The organism is Pseudomonas sp. NY8896 (assembly GCF_039634505.1).
Genome location: NZ_CP132350.1, coordinates 3,017,023 through 3,041,306 on the forward strand (window position 1 = coordinate 3,017,023; position 24,284 = coordinate 3,041,306).

General features: G+C 64.4%; 10 protein-coding genes. 1 reads left to right on the plus strand and 9 read right to left on the minus strand.

The window, feature by feature from the left end; genetic code table 11:
• Window positions 1-4 precede the first annotated feature (4 nt).
• Window positions 5-1,741 (minus strand): type I secretion system permease/ATPase, encoded by a 1,737-nt coding sequence (locus Q9451_RS13680; RefSeq protein WP_012272975.1) that lies wholly within the window; start codon window positions 1,739-1,741, stop codon window positions 5-7.
• A 545-nt stretch (window positions 1,742-2,286) separates the two neighbouring features.
• Here Q9451_RS13680 and Q9451_RS13685 point away from each other — a divergent pair.
• Window positions 2,287-13,113, plus strand: a complete 10,827-nt coding sequence (locus tag Q9451_RS13685) for a peroxidase family protein (protein WP_345960953.1) — start codon at window positions 2,287-2,289, stop codon at window positions 13,111-13,113.
• Between the two features lie 58 nt (window positions 13,114-13,171).
• On the opposite strand, the gene Q9451_RS13690 is transcribed toward Q9451_RS13685, so the two are convergent.
• The 8 genes from Q9451_RS13690 to Q9451_RS13725 form a co-directional block, all read right to left on the minus strand.
• Window positions 13,172-13,957 (minus strand): ABC transporter ATP-binding protein, encoded by a 786-nt coding sequence (locus Q9451_RS13690; RefSeq protein WP_012272973.1) that lies wholly within the window; start codon window positions 13,955-13,957, stop codon window positions 13,172-13,174.
• Between the two features lie 11 nt (window positions 13,958-13,968).
• Window positions 13,969-14,724 (minus strand): ABC transporter permease, encoded by a 756-nt coding sequence (locus tag Q9451_RS13695; protein WP_012272972.1) that lies wholly within the window; start codon window positions 14,722-14,724, stop codon window positions 13,969-13,971.
• A gap of 10 nt (window positions 14,725-14,734) precedes the next feature.
• The gene (locus Q9451_RS13700) at window positions 14,735-15,487 is read right to left on the minus strand and encodes an ABC transporter permease (protein WP_012272971.1); all 753 of its coding nucleotides are present in this window, start codon (window positions 15,485-15,487) and stop codon (window positions 14,735-14,737) included.
• A 197-nt stretch (window positions 15,488-15,684) separates the two neighbouring features.
• A complete protein-coding gene (locus tag Q9451_RS13705; RefSeq protein WP_012272970.1) occupies window positions 15,685-18,132 on the minus strand; it encodes a TonB-dependent receptor in 2,448 nt (815 codons plus the stop codon).
• 117 nt (window positions 18,133-18,249) lie between these two features.
• The gene (locus tag Q9451_RS13710) at window positions 18,250-20,493 is read right to left on the minus strand and encodes a TonB-dependent receptor (protein ID WP_012272969.1); all 2,244 of its coding nucleotides are present in this window, start codon (window positions 20,491-20,493) and stop codon (window positions 18,250-18,252) included.
• 204 nt (window positions 20,494-20,697) lie between these two features.
• Window positions 20,698-21,756, minus strand: a complete 1,059-nt coding sequence (locus Q9451_RS13715) for an ABC transporter substrate-binding protein (RefSeq protein WP_012272968.1) — start codon at window positions 21,754-21,756, stop codon at window positions 20,698-20,700.
• The gene (locus Q9451_RS13720; protein ID WP_012272967.1) at window positions 21,753-22,817 is read right to left on the minus strand and encodes an ABC transporter substrate-binding protein; all 1,065 of its coding nucleotides are present in this window, start codon (window positions 22,815-22,817) and stop codon (window positions 21,753-21,755) included. Before Q9451_RS13720 ends, Q9451_RS13715 begins: the two co-directional genes overlap by 4 nt.
• A gap of 19 nt (window positions 22,818-22,836) precedes the next feature.
• Window positions 22,837-23,985 (minus strand): LLM class flavin-dependent oxidoreductase, encoded by a 1,149-nt coding sequence (locus tag Q9451_RS13725; protein WP_012272966.1) that lies wholly within the window; start codon window positions 23,983-23,985, stop codon window positions 22,837-22,839.
• Between the last annotated feature and the right edge of the window lie 299 nt (window positions 23,986-24,284).

Consider the following 24,284-nt stretch of genomic DNA (forward strand, 5'->3'; position numbering starts at 1 on the left):
TCGGTTACTCCCGTACTTTTACCGAAGCCAGCGGGGCGGCCGCGGTCGCCGGAATCACCGCAGCCTTGCGCAAGGCTGCGAATACTTCGTCGCGGCTGCCGAGCATGTGCACTCCACCGTCGCGCAGCATCAGTATCTGGTCCACCGCGCACAGCACGTTAGGCCGGTGGGAGATGAGGACCACCGTGGCCCCGCGCGTCTTGAGTTCGGCCAGGGCATCGACCAGGGCCTTTTCGCCGACGTCATCAAGGTTGGCGTTTGGCTCGTCCAGCACTACCAGGTTAGGCTCGCCGTACAATGCGCGGGCCAGGGCGATGCGTTGCTTCTGGCCTCCGGACAGCGGGCTGCCGTCGGCGGCCAGGCGGGTGTCGTAGCCCTGCGGGAAACGCAGGATCATGTCATGCACGCCACTGCTGCGGGCAGCACGGATCACCGCGTCGCTGTCCACCTCGGCAAAGCGTGCGATGTTTTCGGCGATGGTGCCTTCGAACAGCTCCACGTCCTGTGGCAGGTAGCCCAGCCACGGGCCCAGTTCGGCCTTGTTCCAGTTGAAGATGTCGGCACCGTCCAGGCGCACCTTGCCGGCCTGGGTCGGCCACACCCCCACCAGCAGGCGGGCAAGGGTGGATTTGCCCGAGGCCGAGGGGCCAATGATGCCCAGGCTGTCGCCCTGGGCCAGGCTGAAGCTCACCCCGCGCACGATGCTGGTGCTGCTGCCGGGGGCGCCAGCGATCACATTTTCCACGGCCAGCATGCCCATCGGGCGCTGCAGGGACATGCTCGGTGGCCGTTGCGGGTAGTCCTGCAGCAGGTCGTTGAGCCGGCCCCAGGCCAGGCGGCAGCCCAGCAGTTGCTTCCAGGACGCGATCACCTGCTCCACCGGGCCCAATGCGCGGCCGGTCAGGATCGAGCAGGCGATCATCATGCCGGGGGTGATCTTGCCCTCGATCGCCAGCAGTGCGCCGGTGCCAAGAATCAGTGACTGCAAGGTGATACGCACGAAGCGCCCGGTGCTGCTGATCAGTGCCGCGCGGTCGGAGGCCAGGGTCTGCATCTGCAGGATGCGCAAGTGGCCCTGGTACCAGCGCTTGCCGATTGCCGGCAGCATGCCCATGGCCTCGATCACTTCAGCGTTGCGCAAGTTGTTGTTGGCGTAGCTGGCCGACGACATGGCCGCCTGGTTGGCTTCGGCCAAGGGCTTTTGCGTGGCTTTTTCCGTGAGGTAGGCCAGGCCGACCAGAATCAGCGAGCCGATTGTCGTCACCAGCCCAAGCCACGGGTGGATCAGGTAACAGACCAGCAGGTAGATCGGCGTCCAGGGCGCGTCGAAGAAGGCGAACAGGCCGTTGCCAGTAAGAAATTGGCGCACCTGCGCCAAGTCCTGCAGTGCCTGGGCCGGGTTCCCGCCGGCGCGGTTCAGGTTGCGCTCGAAGGCGGCGCTGAAAAGGCGCCGGTTGAGGTTCATGTCCAGGCAGTTACCGACCCGGATCAGCACCCGGGTGCGGACCATCTCCAGCGCCGACATCAGCAGGAACAGCCCTACCACCAGCAGGGTAAGCATGGCCAAGGTCGTGACATTGCGGCTCACCAGGGCGCGGTCGTACACCTGCAGCATGTAAATGGCTGGCGTCAACATCATGACGTTGATCACGCCGCTGAAGGCGGCCAGGGCGTAAAAGCTGCGACGCAAGCGAAACAACACGTCGGCCAGCTCGGAGCGGGTGCGCGGTGGCTTAGGCATCGGGGGCCTCCCTTTATCGCTAAGCGGGAAGCCCTTGCGGCCCCCGTACAACGGTAGTTGTGGCTTCTTGGTCGGCGCGCAGACGGGTCGCTCTCAGGGCGAATAGTCCAAATCGCTGCGTTGCTCCCACATGCTGGAGCGTAGGTTGCAACGAAACATTCGGTAATATCTTTTTGCTCTATAAATACTTTGAACTTTTCATAAGTGCCGTGAAAACAGTTAGTTGCATCGCATTATCATCGGTGGGCGATATTTTTGACGGGATATTGACAAGCTTTTCGCCTACGACTTTAGTCTGATGTATTCGGGCCCTGTGCGAGCTGGGGCCGATACATGTGCGTTACACCGCTGTTTCGCACAATTAACAAGGCCTCCGCTGTGTCAGCGGGGGCCGGCTTGCCGGCGATGAGGCCAGTGGCGCCCGTACTGCACCGCCCACCTGTCCCCAGAACCCATGACCAGATACTGCGCACGTCAACACTGACTGGGCGCGGGATGGACCCTGTTGCCCTGTGATTTCTCCCGAAAGATCGAGGGCAATTGCAATGGCCAATTTCAGCAAGTCGGACCTGGAATTCATTCTCAAACAAATCTTCATCGCCGAAGCCCACGCAGATGGCGCCAGCCTGATCGACCTGCTGCCCAACAGCCAGGTGCCATTTGGCCTGCGCACCGTCGACGGCAGCTACAACAACCTGGTGGCCGGACAAAGCGAGTTCGGTGCCGCCGACAACTCATTCCTGCGTCTGCTCGATGCCTCCTACCGTGCCAACTATGTAGGCACCGGCAATGTCGTCGATTCACAGCCCCGTACCATCAGCAACCTGATCGTCGACCAGACGGCGAACAACCCGGCTGCAGTCGAGGCCAACGGGGGCGCCGCCCCGGTAATGAGCCCCGGCATCGACGGGGTGTTCGGCACCGCCGACGACAAACCGGTGTTCTTCATCCCCAACGTGTCGCCGGACGTGGGCCTGACTGCCGGTTTCAATGCCTGGATGACCTTCTTCGGCCAGTTTTTCGACCATGGCCTGGACCTGGTCACCAAGAGCAGTACCGACATCGTGTTCATCCCGCTGCGCCCGGACGACCCGCTGTACAACGCCAGCAGCCCGACCAACTTCATGGTGTTGTCACGCGCCGTACGCACCGCCGGCGCCGATGGCGTGGTGGGCACCGCCGATGATGGCCAGCCCAACACCACCTCGCCTTTCGTCGACCAAAGCCAGACCTACAGCTCGCACCCCTCGCACCAGGTGTTCCTGCGTGAGTACATGCTCGACGCCGCAGGTGACCCGGTGGCAACCGGCCGGCTGATCACCAACCGCGACCTTGGCGCGGACGGCAAATTCGGCACTGCCGACGACGGCAACAGCGAAAATGGCGGCATGGCCACCTGGGCGGTGGTCAAGGCCCAGGCGCGCGACCTGCTGGGCATCAACCTCACCGACGCCGATGTGCATAGCGTGCCGCTGCTGGCCACCGATGCCTACGGCAACTTCCTGCGTGGGCCCAACGGCATGCCGCAGGTGGTCATGCGCGTGAACAACGGCGCCGATGGCATCGCCGGTACCGCCGACGACGTCACGACGCTGGTCGAAGGCAACCGCGCCGCGCCCATCAGCTTGGCCAATGCCGTGAGTACCGGGCATGGCTTCCTCGACGATATCGCCCACAATGCCGAGCCGGTGAAGGTTGGCGGGGTACTGCAAGCCGACGCCGACAGCGCCGTCGGCAACGTGCAGCCAGTGGGCCCAGGCGGCAACAACCTGACCTACGACAACGAACTGCTCGACGCCCACTACATCGCAGGCGACGGCCGGGTCAACGAAAACATCGGCCTGACCGCCGTGCACCACGTGTTCCACTCCGAGCACAACCGCCTGGTGCAGCAGACCAAGGACACCCTGTTGGCCGCAGGCGACCTGGCGTTCCTCAACGAATGGCTGATCGATGACGTCATCGCCATCCCCACCACGCCCGCCGGCATCGCCGCCCTAGTGTGGGACGGCGAGCGGCTGTTCCAGGCCGCCAAGTTCGGCACCGAAATGCAGTATCAGCACCTGGTGTTCGAAGAGTTCGCTCGCACCATCCAGCCGCAGATCGACGAGTTCCTCGCCCCCAATGGCTACGACACCTCGATCAACCCGGCCATCCTCGCCGAATTCGCGCATGTGGTGTACCGCTTCGGCCACTCGATGCTCACCGAAACTGTCGACCGCTTCGACCCATCGTTCAACCCAGTCTCCGGCGACCCAGCCAACCCTGACCAGCAACTGGGCCTGATCGCCGCGTTCCTCAACCCATTGGCATTCGCCGGCAGCGGTGCCACCGCCGACGAAGCGGCAGGCGCGATCATTCGCGGCGTTACCCGCCAGCTGGGCAATGAAATCGACGAGTTCGTCACCGAAGCCCTGCGCAACAACCTGCTCGGCTTGCCGCTCGACCTGCCGGCGCTGAACATCGCCCGTGGCCGCGACACCGGCATCCCCAGCCTGAACGAGGCGCGCCGCGAGTTCTATGGCGCTACCGGTGACAGCCAGCTCAAGGCCTACATCAGTTGGGCCGACTTTGCCGACCACCTCAAGCACCCGGCCTCGCTGATCAACTTCATCGCCGCCTACGGTACCCACAGCAGCATCACCGGGGCCACCACCGAAGCGGCCAAGCGGGCTGCCGCGGTGGCGCTGGTGCTTGGCGGCGCGGGTGCGCCGGCCGACCGCCTGGACTTCCTCAACAGCACCGGTGCCTGGGCCAACGTGACGCTGGCCGGCAAAGACGGCATCGCCGGCACGGCTGACGATATTGCCGGGGTGACGGTCAGCGGGGTCGATGCCATCGACTTCTGGGTCGGCGGCCTGGCCGAGAAAAAAATGCCCTTTGGCGGCATGCTGGGTTCCAGCTTCAACTTCGTCTTCGAGACCCAGCTGGAAGCGCTGCAGAACGGCGACCGCTTCTACTACCTGTCGCGCACGGCGGGCATGAACTTCGGGACGGAACTGGAAAACAACTCCTTTGCCAAGCTGATCATGCTCAACTCCGACGTGACCCACCTGTCCAATACCGTGTTCCTCACGCCGACCTTCACCCTCGAAGTCAACCAGGCCAACCAGTTCACCGGGCTGGGCGCCGACGGCAAGGCCGACCCGACTGGCGGCATCGAGATCAACGGCGTGGAAATCGTACCGCTGGTGATTCGCGACAACCCCGACACCGTCGGGCCAGACAGCAACTATCTGCATTACACCGGCGAAGATCACGTGGTGCTGGGTGGCACCTCCGGCAACGACATCATCATCTCTGGCGACGGCGACGATACCGTCTATGGCGATGCCGGTGACGACGTGCTTGAAGGCGGTGCGGGCAACGATGCGGTGTTGGGCGGTGCCGGCGACGACATCATCACCGACTCGTTCGGCGACAACCGTCTTGAGGGCAACGCCGGTAACGACGTGATCGTCGCCGGCAGCATGCTGGCAGCCGGCAACCTGATCCTGGGCGGTGACGGCCAGGATTTCATCATCACCACCGAAGACATTTCCACCACCTTCGGCGGCCAGGGCGACGACTTCATCCTCGGCGCCAAGACCAACCTGCCACCGACCGGCAACGAGGGTGACGACTGGATCGAGAAGGGCACCCAGGACGGTGCGCCCGGCGACAACTTTGCACCGCTGCTGGGTGACGAAGTGGTCGGCAACGACATTTTCGTCGGTGGCGGTGGCTTCGACGAAATGATCGGTGAGGGCGGCGACGATATCTTCGTCGGCAGCGATGCCCAGGACAAGATGGACGGCATGTCCGGCTTCGACTGGATTACCAACAAGAACGACAAGGTCGGTGTCACCGTGGACCTGAGCCTGGCCGCATTGGCCCAGCCCCATGGCAATGCACCGAACCAGAACGCCGGCGTGTTCAACCCGGTCGGTGCTTCGCCGGCCAGTATCCTCGACCGCTTTGCCGAGGTCGAAGGGGTGTCCGGTTCCAACTACGCCGACGTGCTCAAGGGCGATGATGTCGATGCCGTGACCATCCTCAACCATGGTGGCGCCACCGGTAGCGCCCTGACCAACGTGGCGCTGATTCGTGGCCTGCAGCAGTTCCTGGCCGATGCGGGCTTGCCTACCACGGGCTTTGCCACCGGTAACATCATGCTCGGTGGCAATGGCAGCGACCTGATCGAAGGCCGAGGCGGCGATGACCTGATCGACGGTGACAAATGGCTGAACGTGCGCATTGCCGTGTACGCGCCGGGTGACGTCAACCACACCGGCCCCGAAATCGCCAGCTTCGACAGCATGGTCGACATGATCCCGTTCATGCTCGATCGCACCTACAACCCAGGCCAGCTGAAGGCTGTGCGTGAAATTTTGCCTGGCACCTCGACGGGCGGCGCGGCCTTTGACACTGCCATTTTCTCGGGGGTGCAAAGCGAATATGTAGTGAGCCAGAACACCAAAGGCACGGCCGATGTTGCCGATGATGTGTGGACGGTGACCGACACCGTGGCGGGCCGCGATGGCGTCGATACACTGCTGCATATCGAACGCCTGCAGTTCGCCGACAGCCAGCGCGTGCTGGTGACAGGCGTGAACGCACAACCCACGGGCAGCCCGACCATCACCGATGGCAACGGTGCTGCCATTACGGTAGGTGATCTGCTTACGGTGAGCGTGGCCGGTGTGCGTGACGCCGACAACATCAGCGCAGGCAACCCGCTGGGTACGCTGGCCGACCGCTCGGTGTCGTACTACTGGCAGTTCGAGGCGGATCCCAGTAGCGGTGTGTTCCAGGACATCATCCTGCTGCCGGCCGGCGACTTGGCATTCCAGAGCGCCGATGGCACCTCGTTCAAGGTATCGCCAGACCTGGCCGGGCTGAGCCTGCGGGTCAAGGCGATCTACCAAGACGCCCATGGCACCACCGAAGTGCTGTTCTCTGCGCCAACGGCCGTTGTGCAGCCCGGTGCGCCCGTGGTGCCGACGCCGGCCACCCCGGTGGTGGACGCCACGGCAGGGGGGGAGGGGTTGCACATGGTGCGCTCCGACCTCAACTTCATCCTGGCCCAGATCAAGATCGCCGAGGCCGATGCCGCCGGGCAGGACATCCTCTCGTTGATCCCCAACATCCGCGCGCCCCTGGGCCTGCGGGCGGTCGATGGCTCGAACAACAACCTGATGAACCTCAATGGCCACAACAACACCCAGTTCGGTGCCGCCGACAATGTCTTCCCGCGCTTGACCGACCCGGTGTTCAACCCCGCGGAAGGCGCCCCGGCCGGCTTCTTCGGCCCTGGCTCGCCGGCCATTCCCGGCTCGTCGTACCAGCAGACCAGCGGCCCGGTGTTCGACTCGCAGCCGCGCACCATCAGCAACCTGATCGTCGACCAGACCTCCAATAACCCGGCAGCTTATGCCACCGCCTATGACCCAGGTGCCGATGGCGTGCTCAACTTCGGCGCGCCTGGCAACGACGACGTGCTCAAGGATGGCGTACGCATCGTCGCCAGCCCAGGTATGGATGGCCAGTTCGGCACCACGGACGACCACGATGTGTACCTGTTCGAGAACACCGCTGCCGATGCCGGCCTGTCCGCGCCGTTCAACGCCTGGATGACGTTCTTCGGGCAGTTCTTCGACCATGGCCTGGACCTGGTCACCAAGGGCGGCTCGGGTACCATCTACATCCCGCTGCAACCGGATGACCCGCTGTACGTGGAGGGTGGTTTCACCAACTTCATGGTGGTGACCCGTGCCACCAACCTGCCAGGGCCGGATGGCATCCTCGGCAACGCCGACGATATCCACGAGCACACCAACACCACTACGCCGTTCGTTGACCAGAACCAGACCTACAGCTCGCACCCTTCGCACCAGGTGTTCCTGCGTGCCTATGTGATGACCGACGACGGCCCCGTTGCCACTGGCCGGCTGATCACCAACCGCGACCTGGGCGCCGATGGCAAGTTCGGCACCGCCGACGATACCGAAATCGGCGGCATGGCGACCTGGAAGGTGGTCAAGGCCCAGGCCCGTGACCTGCTCGGCATCAACCTGACCGATGCCGACGTCGACAACGTGCCGCTGCTGGCCACCGACGCCTACGGCAACTTCATCAAGGGGCCGAACGGCTACCCGATGGTGGTGATGAAGGGCGTCGACGGCATTGCCGGCACGGCCGATGACCAGCAGGTCGAAGGCAACCCGTTGGCGCCGATCAGCCTCACCAACGCCGTGCGTACCGGGCACCAGTTCCTCGCCGACATTGCCCACAATGCTGTGCCGGTGTTCAGTGGTGGGGTATTGGCGCCGGACGCCGACAACGCCGTTGGCAACGCCGTGCCGGTCAACCCGCAGACCGGTGCCAACCTGGCCTACGACAACGAACTGCTGGATGCGCACTACATCGCCGGCGACGGTCGGGTCAACGAGAACATCGGCCTGACTGCCGTGCATGCGATCTTCCACGCCGAGCACAACCGGCTGGTGGCGCAGACCATGGACACCGTGCTCGACTCGCACGATCTGGCGTTCCTCAACGAATGGCTGCTCAACCCGGTCACCGCATTGCCGGTCACCCCGGCCGAGATCGACGCACTGGTATGGAACGGCGAGCGGTTGTTCCAGGCGGCCAAGTTCGGTACCGAGATGCAATACCAGCATCTGGTGTTCGAGGAGTTCGCCCGTACCGTGCAGCCACGGGTCGACCTGTTCTTTGCCCCGACCCAGGTGTACGACGTCGACCTCGACGCGTCGATCGTGGCCGAGTTCGCCCACACCGTGTACCGTTTCGGCCACTCCATGCTGACCGAGACTGTCGACCGCTTCGACATCGACTTCAACGTCATCAAGGACCCGGCCAGCGCCAACCCCGACCAGCAACTGGGCCTGATCGCCGCGTTCCTCAACCCGCTGGCGTATGCCGCCAGTGGCGTTACCCCCGAGGACGCCACCAGCGCCATCGTGCGTGGCGTCACCCGCCAGGGCGGTAACGAGATCGACGAGTTCGTCACCGAAGCGCTGCGCAACAACCTGCTCGGCCTGCCGTTGGACCTGCCAGCGATCAACATCGCCCGTGGTCGCGACGTTGGCATCCCTTCGCTGAACGCCGTGCGCCGTGATGTCTACGGGCAAACCGGTGATACCCAGCTCAAGCCGTACACCAGCTGGGTCGACCTGGTGCAGCACCTGAAGCACCCTGAGTCGCTGATCAACTTCATCGCGGCCTATGGCACCCACAGCAGCATCACCGGGGCCACCACATTGCTGGAAAAACGCGCTGCGGCCATGGCCCTGGTGTTCGGCGGCGAGGGTGCGCCGGCCGACCGCCTGGACTTCCTCAACAGCAGTGGCGCCTGGGCCAACGTGACGCTGCCCGGCAAGGACGGTGTGCTGGGTACTGCCGACGACCTGAAGGCCGTCACCATCACCGGTGTCGATGCCATCGACCTGTGGATCGGCGGCCTGGCCGAAGAGAAGACCCCGTTCGGTGGCATGCTCGGCAGCACCTTCAACTTCGTGTTCGAAAACCAGATGGAGAAACTGCAGGACGGTGACCGCTTCTACTACCTGGAGCGCACCTCTGGCCTGTCGATGAACGCCGAGCTGGAAAGCAACTCGTTCGCCAAGCTGATCATGGCCAACACCTCGGCCGCCCACCTGCCGGGCCTGGTGTTCTCCGACCCAGGCTTGTACCTGGAGCTGGACCAGAGCAAGCAATACAACGACGGCCTTGGTCATGCCGACCCACTGGGCGAAAACGGCGAACAGGTGGTGTTCCGCGACAGCCCGCTGACGGCTGGCCCGGACAGCAACTACATCCGCTATGCCGGTGCCGAGCACATCGTGCTGGGCGGCACCAACGGTGACGACATCCTGGTGTCCAGCGAGGGTGACGACACGGTCTGGGGCGATGCCGGCAACGACCGCATCGAGGGCGGTGACGGCAACGACCAGCTGCGCGGTGGTGCCGGCGACGACATCATCAGCGACATGGGCGGTGACGACAACATCCAGGGCGGCGACGGCAACGATGTGCTGCACGGCGGCAATGGCGTCAACCTGATCATCGGCGGTTTCGGCAACGACTTCATCGTCACCGGTGAAGACGCCTCCGAAGCCATCGGCGGCCAGGGCAACGACTTTATCCTGGGCAGCAAGGCCAACGAGCAGGACATGGGTAACGAAGGCGACGACTGGATCGAGAAGGGCACCTCGGACGGTGCGCCTGGCGATAACTTCGACCCGTTGGGCAACGACCCGATCATCGGCAACGACGTGTTCATCGGCGGTAACGAGAACGACAAGTTCAACGGTGAAGGCGGCGATGACATCATGGTCGGCAGTTTGGGCTTCGGCGACCGCTATATCGGCGGCTCGGGCTACGACTGGGCCACCTTCAAGGGCCTGGCCCAAGGCGTGACCATCGACTACAGCGACCGCTTCTTCGATGTGCCGCCAGTACCGGGTTCGGGCGCTTCGGCACTGGTGCGCTTCGACATCATGGAAGGCCTGTCGGGTTCGGCCCATGGCGACTTCCTGCGCGGTGACAACGAAGATGCCGCCAGCTTGCCGACCAATGGCGCCACGGGCAGCGTGCTGACCAACATCAGCCTGATCAACGGCCTGTCCAGCCTGCTGGCGGCGGGTGCGACATTCTACGATGGCGGCAACATCATCCTCGGTGGCAGCGGCAGCGACCTGATCGAAGGCCGTGGCGGCGATGACATCCTCGACGGCGACAAATGGCTGAACGTACGCATCAGCGTACGCGCCAATCACGATGGCACGGGCCCTGAAATCGCCAGCTTCGACAGCATGGAACCGATGGTGCCGTTCATGCTCAATGGCACCTACAATCCCGGCCAGCTAGTGATCGTACGGGAGATCCTCAACGGCACCGACAACTATGACACGGCGGTGTTTTCGGGGGTTGCCACCGATTACAGCGTGGTGGTCGATGGCAACGCGGTGATCGTCACCGACCTGGTGGCCGGGCGCGATGGTGTCGACCACCTGACCGGTATCGAGCGGCTGCAGTTCTCTGACCGCTCGCAGGCCTCCGGCGTGGGTACCGCCGTGAACGCCGGCCCGACGGGGCACCTGGTGATTCTTGACGATGCTACCGGGGTGCGTGACGACACACCGGTCACTGGCCAACTGCTGCGGGTAACACCGTTGGCGGTGCATGATGCCGACAACGTGAGCGCGGCTAACCTGACCGGCGCAGTCAACGGCCCTGTGGCGTATTACTGGCAAGTCGAGAACCTGCCAGGCTCGGGGGTGTATGAAGACATCACCTTTGTTGCCGCTGGCGAAGTTTCGCGGGCCATTGGCACGACCTACCGGGTCACGGACGATGTGGCGGGCCTGAGCATCCGTGTACGTGCGGTGTACCAGGACGCCAAGGGCACACTGGAAATCGTCGATTCGTCGCCCAACAGCGCGCCAAGCGCCGGGCCAGCCGTGACCGGGCTGCTGGTGCAGAACCAGACGCTCACCGCCAACCCGGCGACCATCGTCGATGCCGATGGCCTGAGCAACCCACAGTTCACCTTCCAGTGGCAGTCCAACCGGGGTGTGGGCTGGGTCAACATTGCCGGTGCCATCAGCAGCACCTTTGTCCTGACCCAGGCGCAAGTGGGGCAGAACATGCGGGTGGTGGTCAGCTACGTGGATGACTTCGGCGTGCACGAAAGTGTCGCCTCCGACATCCTCGACCCGGTGGCCAACGTCAACGATGCACCGACCGGTGCCGTGCTGATCAGCGACACCACGCCAGACCAGGGCCAGACACTTACCGCGCTCACGGGCGGTATCGCCGACCTCGATGGTTTAGGTGCCTTCAGCTTCCAGTGGCAGCAAGGCACGGGCGGCACCTTCGCCAACATTGCCGGCGCCACTGCGGCCACCTTTACGCCGGGCTTCGCCCAGGGAAACCAGCAGTTGCGGGTGATCGTGCGTTACACCGATGGCTTTGGCACCCTGGAGTCGCTGACCTCGGCGGCCACCGCAGCAGTGACCGTGCCGCCAGGCGTGGTGCTGACGGGTACCAACGCTGCCAACACCCTGACCGGTGGTGCGGGCAACGACGTGATTTCGGGCCTGGGCGGCAATGACATCCTCAATGGCCTGGCCGGTGCCGACCAGCTGTTCGGGGGTGTCGGCAATGACACCCTCAACGGGGGGGACGACGCAGACCTGCTCAACGGTGAAGATGGCAACGACATCCTCAACGGCGGGCTGGGTGCGGATGTGATGAACGGCGGTGCCGGTAACGATACCTTCGTGGTCGATAACGTCGGTGACACGGTAACCGAAGCACTGAACGGTGGTACCGACCTGGTTCAGACCAGCCTGGCCAGCTACACCTTGGGCGCCAACGTCGAAAACCTGACCTACACCGGCAGCAGTGCCTTCACCGGTACCGGGAACGCGCTGGCAAACACCATCACCGGTGGCGCCGGCAACGACCTGCTCAACGGCGGTGCGGGTGCCGACCGCCTGGTGGGTGGCGTGGGCAACGACACCTATGTGGTGGATAATGCCGGCGACGTCGTGGTCGAAGCCACTGGGGCAGGGACTGACCTGGTGCGTACCACGTTGGCCAGCTACACCATGGCCGCCAACGTCGAGAACCTCACCTACACCGGGGTGGGTAACTTCAGCGGCACTGGTAACGGCCTGGCCAACATCATCAACGGCGCGGCGGGCAATGACACGCTCGCCGGCGACGGTGGCAACGACATCCTCAACGGCAACGCTGGCAACGACACCCTCAACGGCGACGCCGGCAACGATCAGCTGTTCGGCGGCCTGGGTGCCGACCGCCTGAACGGTGGTGGTGGCGATGACAGCCTCGATGGTGGCGATGGCAACGACACGCTGCTGGGGGACGCCGGTAACGACACGTTGCTGGGTGGTGCTGGCGATGACAGCCTGGACGGTGGCAATGGCAACGACTCGTTGCAGGGCGGCGATGGCAACGACACGCTGTTCGGTGATGTCGGCACCGACACCTTGATCGGGGGGGCCGGTAACGACTTCCTCAACGGTGCGGGCGGTAACGATACGGTGGTGGGTGGTGCCGGCAACGACACCATGATGGCAACCGACGGCAACGACGTGTTCCAGTTCGCGGCCGGCTTCGGCAACGACCTGATCATCAACTTCGATGCCATTGCGGCGGGTGGCCAGGATCGGCTGGACATCACCGCCCTCAACATCACCGCGGCTACCTTTGCCGCCAGCGTTACCATCGCCGATGTGGGTGCCGATACGCTGGTCAGCATCGGCGCTGCCGACTCCATCCGCCTGGTGGGGGTGGCGGATGCAACCACGGTGACTGCAGCGGACTTCATCCTGGCGGGTTGAGGGCCTGAAGGCAAAGCTGTTGGTGTCAAAGGCCGGGGGCCGCACAGCGGCCCCCGGCTCATTGCCCCACCAGTTCTCCCAGCAACCGTTGCTTGTACCCCTGCAACACCTGGCTATCGCGCTGGCGCGGGTGCGGCAGGTCGATACGCAGGTCCTCGCGAATGCGCCCTGGGTGTGCATCCATGACGATCACCCGGTCGCCCAGGTACAACGCTTCTTCGATGTCGTGGGTCACCATGATCACCGTGCAGCGCTCCTGTACCCAAATGCGCTGCAACTCCTGTTGCAAGCGCACTCGGGTCAGTGCATCCAGGGCGCCAAGCGGTTCGTCCAGCAACAGCACCTTGGGCTTGTTCACCAGGGCACGGGCAATCGCCGCGCGTTGGGCCATGCCGCCGGACAACTGGTGCGGGTAGGCCTGCTCGTAACCACTCAGGCCCACCAGGTCGATGTGCTCGGCCACCAGGCGGTTCTTCTCCAGCGCCGGTAGCGCATGGTTTTTCAAGGCCAGGGCAATGTTTTGCTGCAGGGTCATCCAAGGGAACAGGCGGTGGTCCTGGAACACGATGCCGCGCTCCAGGCCTGGCCCGCGCACGGGTTGCTGGTCCAGCAGGATCTGCCCCTGGTAGTCCTGATCGAGCCCGACAATCAGCCGCAGCAGGGTGGATTTGCCACAGCCACTGGCGCCGAGGATGCTGACGAATTCGCCAGGGCGAATGGCCAGGTCGATGCCTTCGAGCACCGGTACCGGCTTGCCTTTGAGCGGGTACGCCTTGTTCAGGCCGCGAATGGTCAGCGCGCCAGTGCTGGCGGTGGTGGGTAAAGCGTGGGCGATGGCGTTCATGGTTGGGCCTTTCAATGGTTGGTGCGCCAGCGCAGCAGGCGGCGGGTGAGCAGGGTGCACAGCCAGGACATCAGGTAGCCACTCAGGCCGATGCACAGCACGCAGACCACGATGATCTCCATGCGTGCGGTGGCTTCGGCATTCATCATCAGGCTGCCAAGGCCGGCACCAGCGGACAGGAACAGTTCGCTGCCCACCGAAGTTACCCAGGCGAAGGCCAAGGCCTGCAGCACCCCGGCGGCAATGCCAGGCAGAGCCGCCGGCAGCAGGATCAACCACAGTTGCTGCCAGCGGCTGAGCATCAGTACCTGCGCGGCTTCTCGGTGCTGGGCAGTGACCTGGCGCAGGCTTTCGAAGGTGTTCAGCACCATGGGGTACAACGCCGCCAGACTGACGATCAACAGCTTGGCGCCTTCTCCATTACCGAGCCACAAGGCAATCAGCGGGATCCAGCCCAGCATCGGTACCTGGCGCAGGGCATGGAACAGCGGCGCGATCAGGCGGTTGGCCGGTGCGGACAGGGCCATCAGTGCCCCCAGGCCGACACCGCCGACAATGCCGATGGCCAGGCCGCTGCAGGTGCGCAGCAGGCTCGCCCACAGGTTGACCAGCAATTCACCGCTGCCCAGCAGCTCGGTCAGTGCCGTGCCCACTTGGGCCAGTGGCACGAAGGCATAGGCACCGGCCGCCCCCTGGCGCGAGGCATATTCCCATGCACCGAGCAGCAACAGCGGTAACACCAGGCCACGTATGTTCTGCAGTTTCATCTCATCCTCCTCAGCGGTTTTGCCAGGCAGAAAGGCGCCGTTCCACACGGCGCAAGGTGAAATCCAGGGCAAAGCCGATCAGCCCGGTCAGTACCACGCCGACCATCACCACATCGATGCGTAGCATCTGCCGGCCCATCTCGATCATCTGCCCCAGGCCGCTGTCGGCCGCCAGCAGTTCGCAGGCCACCAGCACCACCCAGGCGCGGGTCAGGGCCACGCGAATACCGGTGACGATGGCCGGCACGGCAGCGGGCAGGGCAATCCGACCTACCAGCGTGGGCCAGCGCAAGCGGTACACCGCTGCCACTTCGAAATGACTGCGCGGGATCGCGCGGATGCCTTCGCAGGTGGCCAGTGCCACAGGGACGAACGCAGTCTTGGCGACGATGACCACCTTGAAGGTTTCGTCGACGCCGAACAGCAGCACGAACATCGGGATCAGCGCGATGCTGGGCACCTGGCGCAAGGTATGGAACAGTGGGGCGCAGTAGGCCTCCACGGTTTTCGACAGGGCCAGCGCCGCGCCAAAGGCAAGGCCTGCCAGGGCACCACCGGTAAAGCCCAGGGCCAGCCGCGACAGGCTGCCGGCCAGGTGTTCCTGAAGCTCGCCGGTGGCCAGCAGGTCGGTGAGGCTGTGCCATACCTCCAGTGGCGGGATCAGCAGGTTGGCCGGAAACAGCCCAGCGTTGGCCACCGCCGCCCAGAGGGTGAGCAGGGCCAGGGGTGAGATGAACCAGGAAAGGGACGAGAGCACGCGCATGGCTGGCCTTGGATAAACAGAGGATACCGGGGTATCGCAAGAGCTGTGCCAGGCGGAGAAAGCCCCGGATTGCGAGGCTGAAGGTCGAGTGTGGTGCTTGAGCAGCAGCGATATGCTGCTTGAGCAGCAGTCATTCAGCAGTATCGGTGCTGGCTTCTTCGCGGGCTTGCCGGCGAAGAAGCCAGCGCGGTATCAGATCAGAAATCGTAACTCACACTGGTGTAGTAGAACGCCCCCTGCGCCCCCTCCGGGCTGGTGATGGAGTATTTCGGTACGCCATACAGCTGTGCGCCCTTGAGCTTGTCCGGGTGGCTGTCGAACAGGTTGATCGCACCCGCCGACAAGGTCAGGCCCAGGTCGAAACGGTATGACACGTCAAGGTCGGTCACCCACTGCGGGCTGAAGGTCTGGTCCAGCGTCGGGTTGGCAGCGTTGCGGTTCTTCCACTCGCCATAGCGGCGCTGGGCCACGGTGACGCTCCAGCCGTCATACAGCCAGTTGGCGCTGAGGGTCAGCTTGTCCTTGGGCGTACCGTCCTCGATCAGGCCCTGGGTGTTGCGGCCGATGATCTGGTTGCCGGGGATACCGCCCACGTCGTCCAGGCCGGTGATGCGGGTATTGTTGCGCGCGTAGCCGCCGTTTAAGTCCAACCGGCCCCAGCCGGTCAGGTCCAGTTGGTAGTGGCCGGCCAGCTCGAAGCCATCGGTGCGGGTGTCGGCGATGTTGCTGTAGAACGCCGCGCTCTGGATGTTTGCGTAGGGCGTACCGGCGAAGATCGGGCCGACCACCGAAGCCGGCAACTGGTCGGACAAGGTAATGCGGTTGTCGATGTCGATGCGGTAGGCATCGAGTGTGACCGACGCGTTTGGCAGTGGCCGCCAGACCAGGCCCACGGAGAAGTTGGTCGACTCTTCCGGCTTCAGCGCCTTGCCGCCAAGCAAGGCGGCCTCGGGGCTGTCGGCGCGCAGGGTGCGTTGCTGCACCTCGACCCAGTTGCCGCTGCCCGGCGGTTGTTCCACCACCTGCACGCTGAACGACGACAGCCCGCTTTGCACCAGTGAAGGCGCGCGGTAGCCGGTGCTGGCGCTGGCCCGCGCGGCAATCTGCGGGGTGAAGTCGTAACGCAGCGACAACTTGCCGTTGGTGGTGTCGCCAAAGTCCGAATAGTGCTCGCTGCGCACCGCCACACCGGCCTGGAATTTCTCGGTGACCTGGGCTTCGACATCGAAGTAGGCGCCGATCACCCGGCGGTCCAGCGACACCGCATCGACCTGGGTGATGCCCGAGTAGTAGCCGGGGATACGCCGGCCGGTGACAGGGTCGATCGTGTTGAACAATGGCCCATTGGACCAGCCGGCGGCGTCGCCCTCGCTGAGGTCGTAGTTTTCCTGACGCCAGGCCAGCCCGGCGGACACGGTCAGCGGCTTGAACAGCCAGGCGTTGGCGAAGTCGCGGGTCCAGTCCAGGGTCAGGTTGGTCTGGTCGGCTTCGCGGCGGCCGGTGTAGATGGTCGACGGGCTGGCGGTGCCCCAGCTGGGGTTGATGGCGTCGTGGTCGGTGGAGTCGACGCGGTTGTCGCCGTAGTTCAGCGCCAGGTCGAAGTTGCCCAGGGTTTCGTTTTCAAAACGCAGGCCGCCGGTGACGGCAAAGTCTTCCAGGCCGTAGCGGGTGACTGGCAGGCGGCCGTCCGGGTAGCGCGCCAGGGCTACGCTGCCGTAGTTGTTGCGCAACGTGGTCGGCGGGTCGAAGAAGTTCTCGGCGTCGGTGTTCTTGTGCGCATAGGTGGCGAAGCCATAGGCACTCAAGCCTTCGCTCAAACCCATTTCAGCGTTGGCGGTAAAGTTGTACTGGTCCGAGACATTGCCCGAGCCCCAGCGCCAGTTGCGGTAGCGGTTGTTCTGCTCGCGCGGGGTGTCGATGCTGGTGGAGCCTGGGTAGAACAGGCGGTTGTCGTCGCGGGTGTCGCTGGCCGGGTCCTGGCTGCCCGCGTCGAATGCCAGGGTCAGGAAACCGTCGTTGGGCAGGGCAAAGCCCTTCCAACCGCTGAGTTTGCGCTGCAGACCGTCGCCTTTCTTGTAGCCACCGAAGCGGTAGCCGGCGTTGCCGCCTTCGTCGCGCTCCTTGAGCACGATGTTGATCACCCCGGCGATGGCGTCCGAACCGTATTGCGCAGCGGCGCCGTCGCGCAGGATTTCCACCCGTTCGATGGCCGACAGCGGGATCAGGCTGAGGTCCACTGCTGCCGCACCACGGGCGTTGACCAGGCCCTGGCGGGTGACGTTGGCGCTGGTATGGCGGCGCTTGCCGTTGACCAGTACCAGTACCTGGTCCGAGGCCAGGCCGCGCAGCGAGGCGCCTTGGGCAATGGAACCAGCAAAGGCGCCTTGGGGCGACTGCGGGAAACTGAACGAGGGTGACAGCGCGGTAAGCGCTGCGGACAGGTCGCTGGCGCCGGTTTCCTGAAGTTTTTCACCGCTCAGCACATCGACTGGCGCGGCGCTTTGCAGGGCGGTGACGTCGCTGCGATGGGTGCCGACCACGACCACGGTGTCGAGGCGGTCGTTGGGTTCGGCGGCGAATGCGGGCATGGCGAGGCCGGCGATGGCCAGGGCGATGGCGCTGGCCAGGGGGGTGTGGTGGGGCATGGGTAATCCTTCTATACGGCGTGATGCCTTGGGGCTGCTGCGCAGCCCATCGCGACGCGAGGCCGCTCCTACAGAGGGAGCGCGGGCTCCTTGTGGCAGCAGCCCAATGGTTTTCAATCAGAAGCGGCTGGTAACGCTGAGCCCGACGGTGCGTGGGTCGCCGTAGGTGATCACGTACTGCCCGGCAGTGCCGTTGGGCCGGCCATGCACCTGGTAGCGGCGGTCGGTGAGGTTGTTGACGAAGCCCGTCACGCTCAGCTTGTCGTCATGGCTGAACCAGCTCAGCCGCGCGTTGGCCAGGGTGTAGTGGGGCTGGCTGAGGGTTTCGTCGGCGCTGCTCTGGCGGTCGGCCAGGAAATACTCTTTGTCGCGGAAACTCACGTCGCCACCGGCCACCAGCTTGCCGCCGACCTCCAGCGGGATGGTGTAGTCGGCACCCAGCGACACCACGTTGCGTGGCGAGCGCACGAAGCTGTTGCCGCTGTAGTCGCCGGTTACCGCGCCGGTGGTGGGGTTGGTGTTCTTGAAATCGGTGTACTCGGTGTCCAGGAACGACACCGCCGCGCGCAGGTGCAGGCGCTCGGTCGGCTGGCCCTCGACCTCCAGCTCCGCGCCCTTGACCTTGCCTTTGGCGCCGTTGGTCAATGCGGTGGTGAGTACGCCGCTGTTCACTGTCAGCAGGTTCACCTGGATGTCGGAGTAGTCGTAGTAGAAGAGGTTGGCGTTGACGGTCAGGCGACGGTCGAACCACTCCGACTTCAGCCCCAGTTCGTAGGCATCCAGTTCTTCCGGGTCGACCGTGGTCAATTGCGCCAGGCTGGTCGACAGCCCGGTGTTGAAGCCACCCGAACGGAAGCCGTGGGCGTAGCGGAAGAACACCCGCAGGTTGTCGTTGATGCGGTACTCGGGGGTCAGGTCGTAGGTCCAGGCTTCCCAGGTCTTGTCTTCCTGACGGTTGCCGTTGGTGCCTACGCCGCCCAGTGGAATCAGCGGGCCGTTGGCCGTGGCGCGGGTCAACTGCACCAGGTCCAGGTCGATGTCCTTTTTCTCCTGGGTCCAGCGCAGGCCGCCGGTCACGCTGAAGTCATCGGTGAAGTCATAGGTCAAGTTGCCGAACAGCGCGTAGCTGTCGGTGCGGTGATCGTAGCCCAGGTCGCGGAACGCGGTAGTGCCCACCTGGTTCGAGCCGGTACCGTTGGGCGTGGGGCCGGGGGTGACGATGCGCTGGGCAGAACTGTCCAGGTCTTCATGGAAGTAGTGGGCGCCCACCAACCAGTGCAGTGGGCGGTCTTCCGGCGAGGCCAGGCGCAGCTCCTGCGACCACTGGCGGTAGCTGTTGTCGGTGATGGCCGCGCCGTTGACCTCGTAGGGGGTGTAGTCGGCATCGCTGGTGGAGCGGTTGCGGATGTAGTCGTAGGCGCTGATCGAGGTCAGCGTGTAGTCGCCCAGGTACCAGTTGAAGGTCAGCGAGGCGCCGTCGTGGTCCAGGCGGTAGTCTTCGTTGACGTTCAGCGAAATGTCGCGACCCTGCGGGCGTTCGTAACCGACGTTGTAGTAGCGGCCCACCGGCAGCGAACCATTGCTGCCGTCGCCTTTGAACTGGCGGCTGTGCAGCTTGAGCAGGGCGTCCAGGTCGGGGTTGAGCTGGGCCAGGAACTGCAGGCGGATGGCCTTTTTGTTCACGTCGCCATAAGTGTTGCCGTCGAAGTCGTTGTTCTGGAAACCGTCGCGTTCTTCGGAATACAGCGCTACTCGCCCGGCCAGTTTTTCATCCACCAGCGCACCACCAATGGCACCGGTGACGATGCGCTCGTTCTTGCTGCCAAAGCCGACCGTGCCATAGCCATCGGTGTCGAACGTCGGCTTTTTCGAGATCACGTTCACTGCACCGGCAGTGGTGTTCTTGCCATACAGGGTGCCTTGCGGCCCACGCAGGATCTCGATGCGTTCCAGGTCGAACAACGGCCCGCCACCGGCGATGGGGGCGTTGAGGTACACGTCATCGGCGTAGATGCCCACTGGGTAGACCGTTGCCGCACCGGTGTCGCCGGTGCCCAGGCCACGGATGTACCAGCGCGGGCGGCCGTCGCCGTCGGGGTTCTTGGCCGAGGCGTTGGGCACGAAGGTGGTGATGTCGCCCATCGAGCGCACACCGTCGGCAGTGATGCTGGTGCCTTTGATGGCCGATACGGCGACCGGGACTTCCTGCAAGGTCTGTTCGCGATGCTGGGCGGTGACGGTGACAGTTTCCAGGGCTGGTTCGTTTTTATTGTTTTCGTCGGCGGCGATAGCTTGGCTGCCGGTGCCGGCCAACAGCAGCGCGAGGCTGATCTGGCGGGCCAGTGGATGACGTTGGTGCATGGTGAATCTCCCCGTATGTAAAGCGTTGTTGGGGAGAGCTAGAGCAGGGACTGTGCCATGTTGTTAAGTTATTGATGTATAAAGATTTTATTTGAATTATTGGGCTGTGTTGCAGATTGGGCAGCAGTGGGGTGCTGGGCGAGTGCTGCTGGGGCAGCAGTGGTGGGGCTCAGATTGTCGGGGCCGCTTAGCGGCCCCAAAATCTCAAACTGCCAACCGCGACGTCGAACCGATCACACTCTCCAGCACGCGAAAATCAATCCACTCCCGCACATCGAAGCGCCGGGGTATGAACCCCCACCTGAACAGAAACTCGGTAAAGTCCTGCAACGCCCCGATCGAGCGGCTGTCCAGCGTTGTGCGCAAGCGCCGATGCGCATCGTCGCCATAGGCCGCCGCCACCCAGTACTCGCTGGTGTTCAGCTCACGCGCCAGAAAGCGCCGGGTCTCCTCCGGGTTGGCCCAGGCCCATTGCTCGGTGCGCAGCACCGTGTCGACCAGCGTGCGGCTGGCATCGAAATGGTTCTCCAGCAAGTGCCGGTCCACGGTCAGTGTACGCGGGGTGCCGTTGTTGCTGCGGATCAGCGGGTCGGGGTGGCTGCCGGTATCCACCACCACGCGCAGCCCAAACTCATGGGCCAGGTGCACGGCATGCGCGCCCTTGAGGAAGATGGCGTCGATATCGCCCCGTAGCAGGCCGATCAGCTCGTTGTTGCGGCGGCTGAAGCGGCTGGTGTCAAGGCTCACTTCGGCGCCATACAGGTGCTGCTTGGCGTCGTCGCTGTAGGTGCCACCGTAGGGGTAGTCGACCAATTCGACATCGGTCACGGCCAGGCCTTCGAGCTTCAGGGCGTTTTCCAGCCCGCGCAGGGCCTGGGCACGGGTGAAATCGATCTGCACGTTGGCCCACTTGGGTATGCCGAAGCGACGGTTTTTCAGGTCGCGGATGCTGCGTACGCCGCTTTCTTCGGTGGTGAGGATCAGCTGCACCTCATCACTCCACGACAGCCCCAGCACGCGGGTATCGACGCCGCTGGCGTAGGCCCAGATCGCCGGGATGTTGCCGCCGTGGCGCACCGAGTTCTGCAGGTGGTGGTCGTAATGGGCCTCGCGTACCTCGCGTTCGCTGGATTCGCGCAGCGACTGGATGTTGGTGCCGAACGGCGCAAAGGCCTCAGCCAGGCGCCCCGACTGCACGGCAATGCCGAGGCCGGTGGGCACCGGGCTGTGGGTGTACCAGAGGGTTTCCAGGGGCTTGGTCATGGGGTAACGGGTTTCCTTTCCATGGAGGTGGGGGCCAGCAGCTGGTCCAGTGGTTGCTGGGCGATCCAGTCGCGCACCTCGAAGCGCGCCGGGATGAAGCGCCAGCGTTCGAGGAACTCGACAAAGTCCTGCAAGGCGGTAATGGCCTGATCGTCCAGGCGGGTGCTCAGGCGCAGGTGGGCGTCAGTGCCGTAGGCCACTTGCACCCAGTACTCGCTGCTGTTGGTTTCCCGCGCCAGGTAGCGGCGGGTTTCATCCGGGTGCTGATGGGCCCAGCGCTCGGCGCGCAGCACCGAGCCAAGAAGCGTGTGCACCACCTGCGGGTGCTGCGCCAGCAGGTGGCTGTCCACCGCCAGGGTGCGCGGTGTGCCATTGTTGCTGCGGATCAGCGGGTCGGGGTGGCTGCCGGTGTCGATCACCGTGCGCAGGGCAAAGGCGTGGGCCAGTTGCACGGCGCTGGCACCTTTGAGGAAGATCGCGTCCACCTCGCCGCGCAGCAGGCCGGCCAGCTCCAGGTTACGGCCTTCGCTCTGGGTGCTGGATACCGGAGTGCCGGCCACGTTGCGCACTGGGCGGTCGCTGAAGGTGCCGTCGTAGCGGTAGTTGACCAACGCTACGTCGCCCACTTGCAGCCCTTCGAGTTTCAAGGCGTTTTCCAGGCCGCGCAGGGCCTGGGCACGGGTGAAGTCGATTTGCGCCGCAGCCCAGTCGGGCAGGCCGAAGCGCCTGCCCTTGAGGTCTTTGACGGTGTGGATGCCGCTGTCTGGTCGGGTCAGGATCAACTGCGCCTCATCGGCCCACGACAGGCCGATCACGCGGGTATCGCGGCCCTGGGCGCGGGCCCAGATGGCCGGGATGCTGCCGCCATGACGTACCGAGTTCAGCAGGCTGTGGTCAAAGTGCGATTCACGCACGGCCTGCTGCTCGGCTTCGCGCAGCGACTGCACCTGGGTGCCAAGGCTGGCCAGGTCCTCCTGCAGCCAGCCTTGCTGCACGGCAATGCCAAGGCCCGTGGGCACCGGACAACGGGTGTACCACAAGGTATCGAGGGGTTGGCTCATGTTCGGGCTCCGGTCGGGGTCAGGCGCTGGCCTGCAAAAGGGTAGGGGTGGCCTGTTGCACCAGCGGCAGCACTTCCTGGCCGATGCGCAGGGCTTCTTCCAGGTGCGGGTTGGCGGCGAGGATGAAGGTGCTGAAACCGGCATCGCGGTATTCGGCCAGGCGCTCGGCGATGTTCTGGTGGCTGCCCACCAGGCCCACGGTTGGGCCAGGCTTGGCCTTGGCGAAGCCGGCCCACAGGTTGCGTGCCAGGATTAGTTCGTCGAAACCCTGCAAGCCCTGGTGATACGCGGCCTGGCGCGCGCCGCCGACCGAGTCGGAGCCGGTGATGAAGTTTTTCGCCGTGCTGCTGGCCTTGCCTTCCAGGCGCTCGAACTGCTGGCGCAGCTCGCGCCAGGCCTGCTCTTCGGTTTCGCGGGCGAACAGGTCGACGCGCAGGCCGAAGCGCACCGTGCGACCCTGTTTGTCGGCCAGCTCGCGTACCCGTTCGATATGCGGCTTGAGCTTGTCGATCGGTTCAGCCCAGTTCAGGTACACGTCGGCATGGCGCGCGGCCACGTTCAACGCGGCATCGGAAAAGCCGGAGAAGTACACGCCTGGTTTGCGTTCGTGTTGCAGGCCTGGCGGCAGGCTGCCGTTTTCCAGGCGGTAGATGTCGCCATCGTAGGAGAACGAGTCTTGCGTCCACAGGCCTTGGATCACGTCGAGAAATTCGCCCGTGCGCTTGTAGCGCAGGTCGTGTTCGAGGAAGTCGCCATTGGCGCGTTGGCTGGCCGGGTTGCCGCCGGTGATGATGTTCCAGTCCAGCCGCCCTCCGCTGAGGTTTTGCAGAATGGCCGCCTGCTGGGCGGCATAGGCGGGCAGGGTCCAGGTGGCCTGAAAGGCGATCAAAAAGCGGATACGGCGGGTTTCGCGGGCCAGCGCGGCGGCGGCAATCCACGGCTCCGGGCCGGTGGGCAGCAGCGCCCCCTCGAAGCCGGCCAGCTCGGCGGCCTTGGCCACCTGGGCGATGTAGTCGATGTAGGTAAAGCCGTCGGCCTGGCCATCGGGCAGGCGACCGGGGGCGATGTTGCCGGGGCGGTGTACAGGGTTGCCACGGTTGTGGCGGTCGGTGGACAGCTGCGGGCCGTCGGTGCCCAAGGGCAGGCGCCAGAAGAATTCGGTGGTCATGGGGGCTCCTGAAGGGGGAGAGTGTGCGGATGGAGAGGGTGGTGCAACGGCTGTGCCATGCGTGGCGCATGGCCTGTGGGGCGGGGGATTGAGGCGCTAGCGGGGAGAGGGGTGCTGCTGTGGCAGCAGTGCGCCAGCAATGGATGCTGGGGTAGCAGCACGAGTGCAAATCAACCTGTAGGAGCGGCCTTGTGTCGCGATGGGGCGCGCAGCGGCCCCAGATCTCCAGCTTTGCCGCGAAGATTGCCGGGGCCGCTTTGCGGCCCATCGCGACACAAGGCCGCTCCTACAGGGATAGC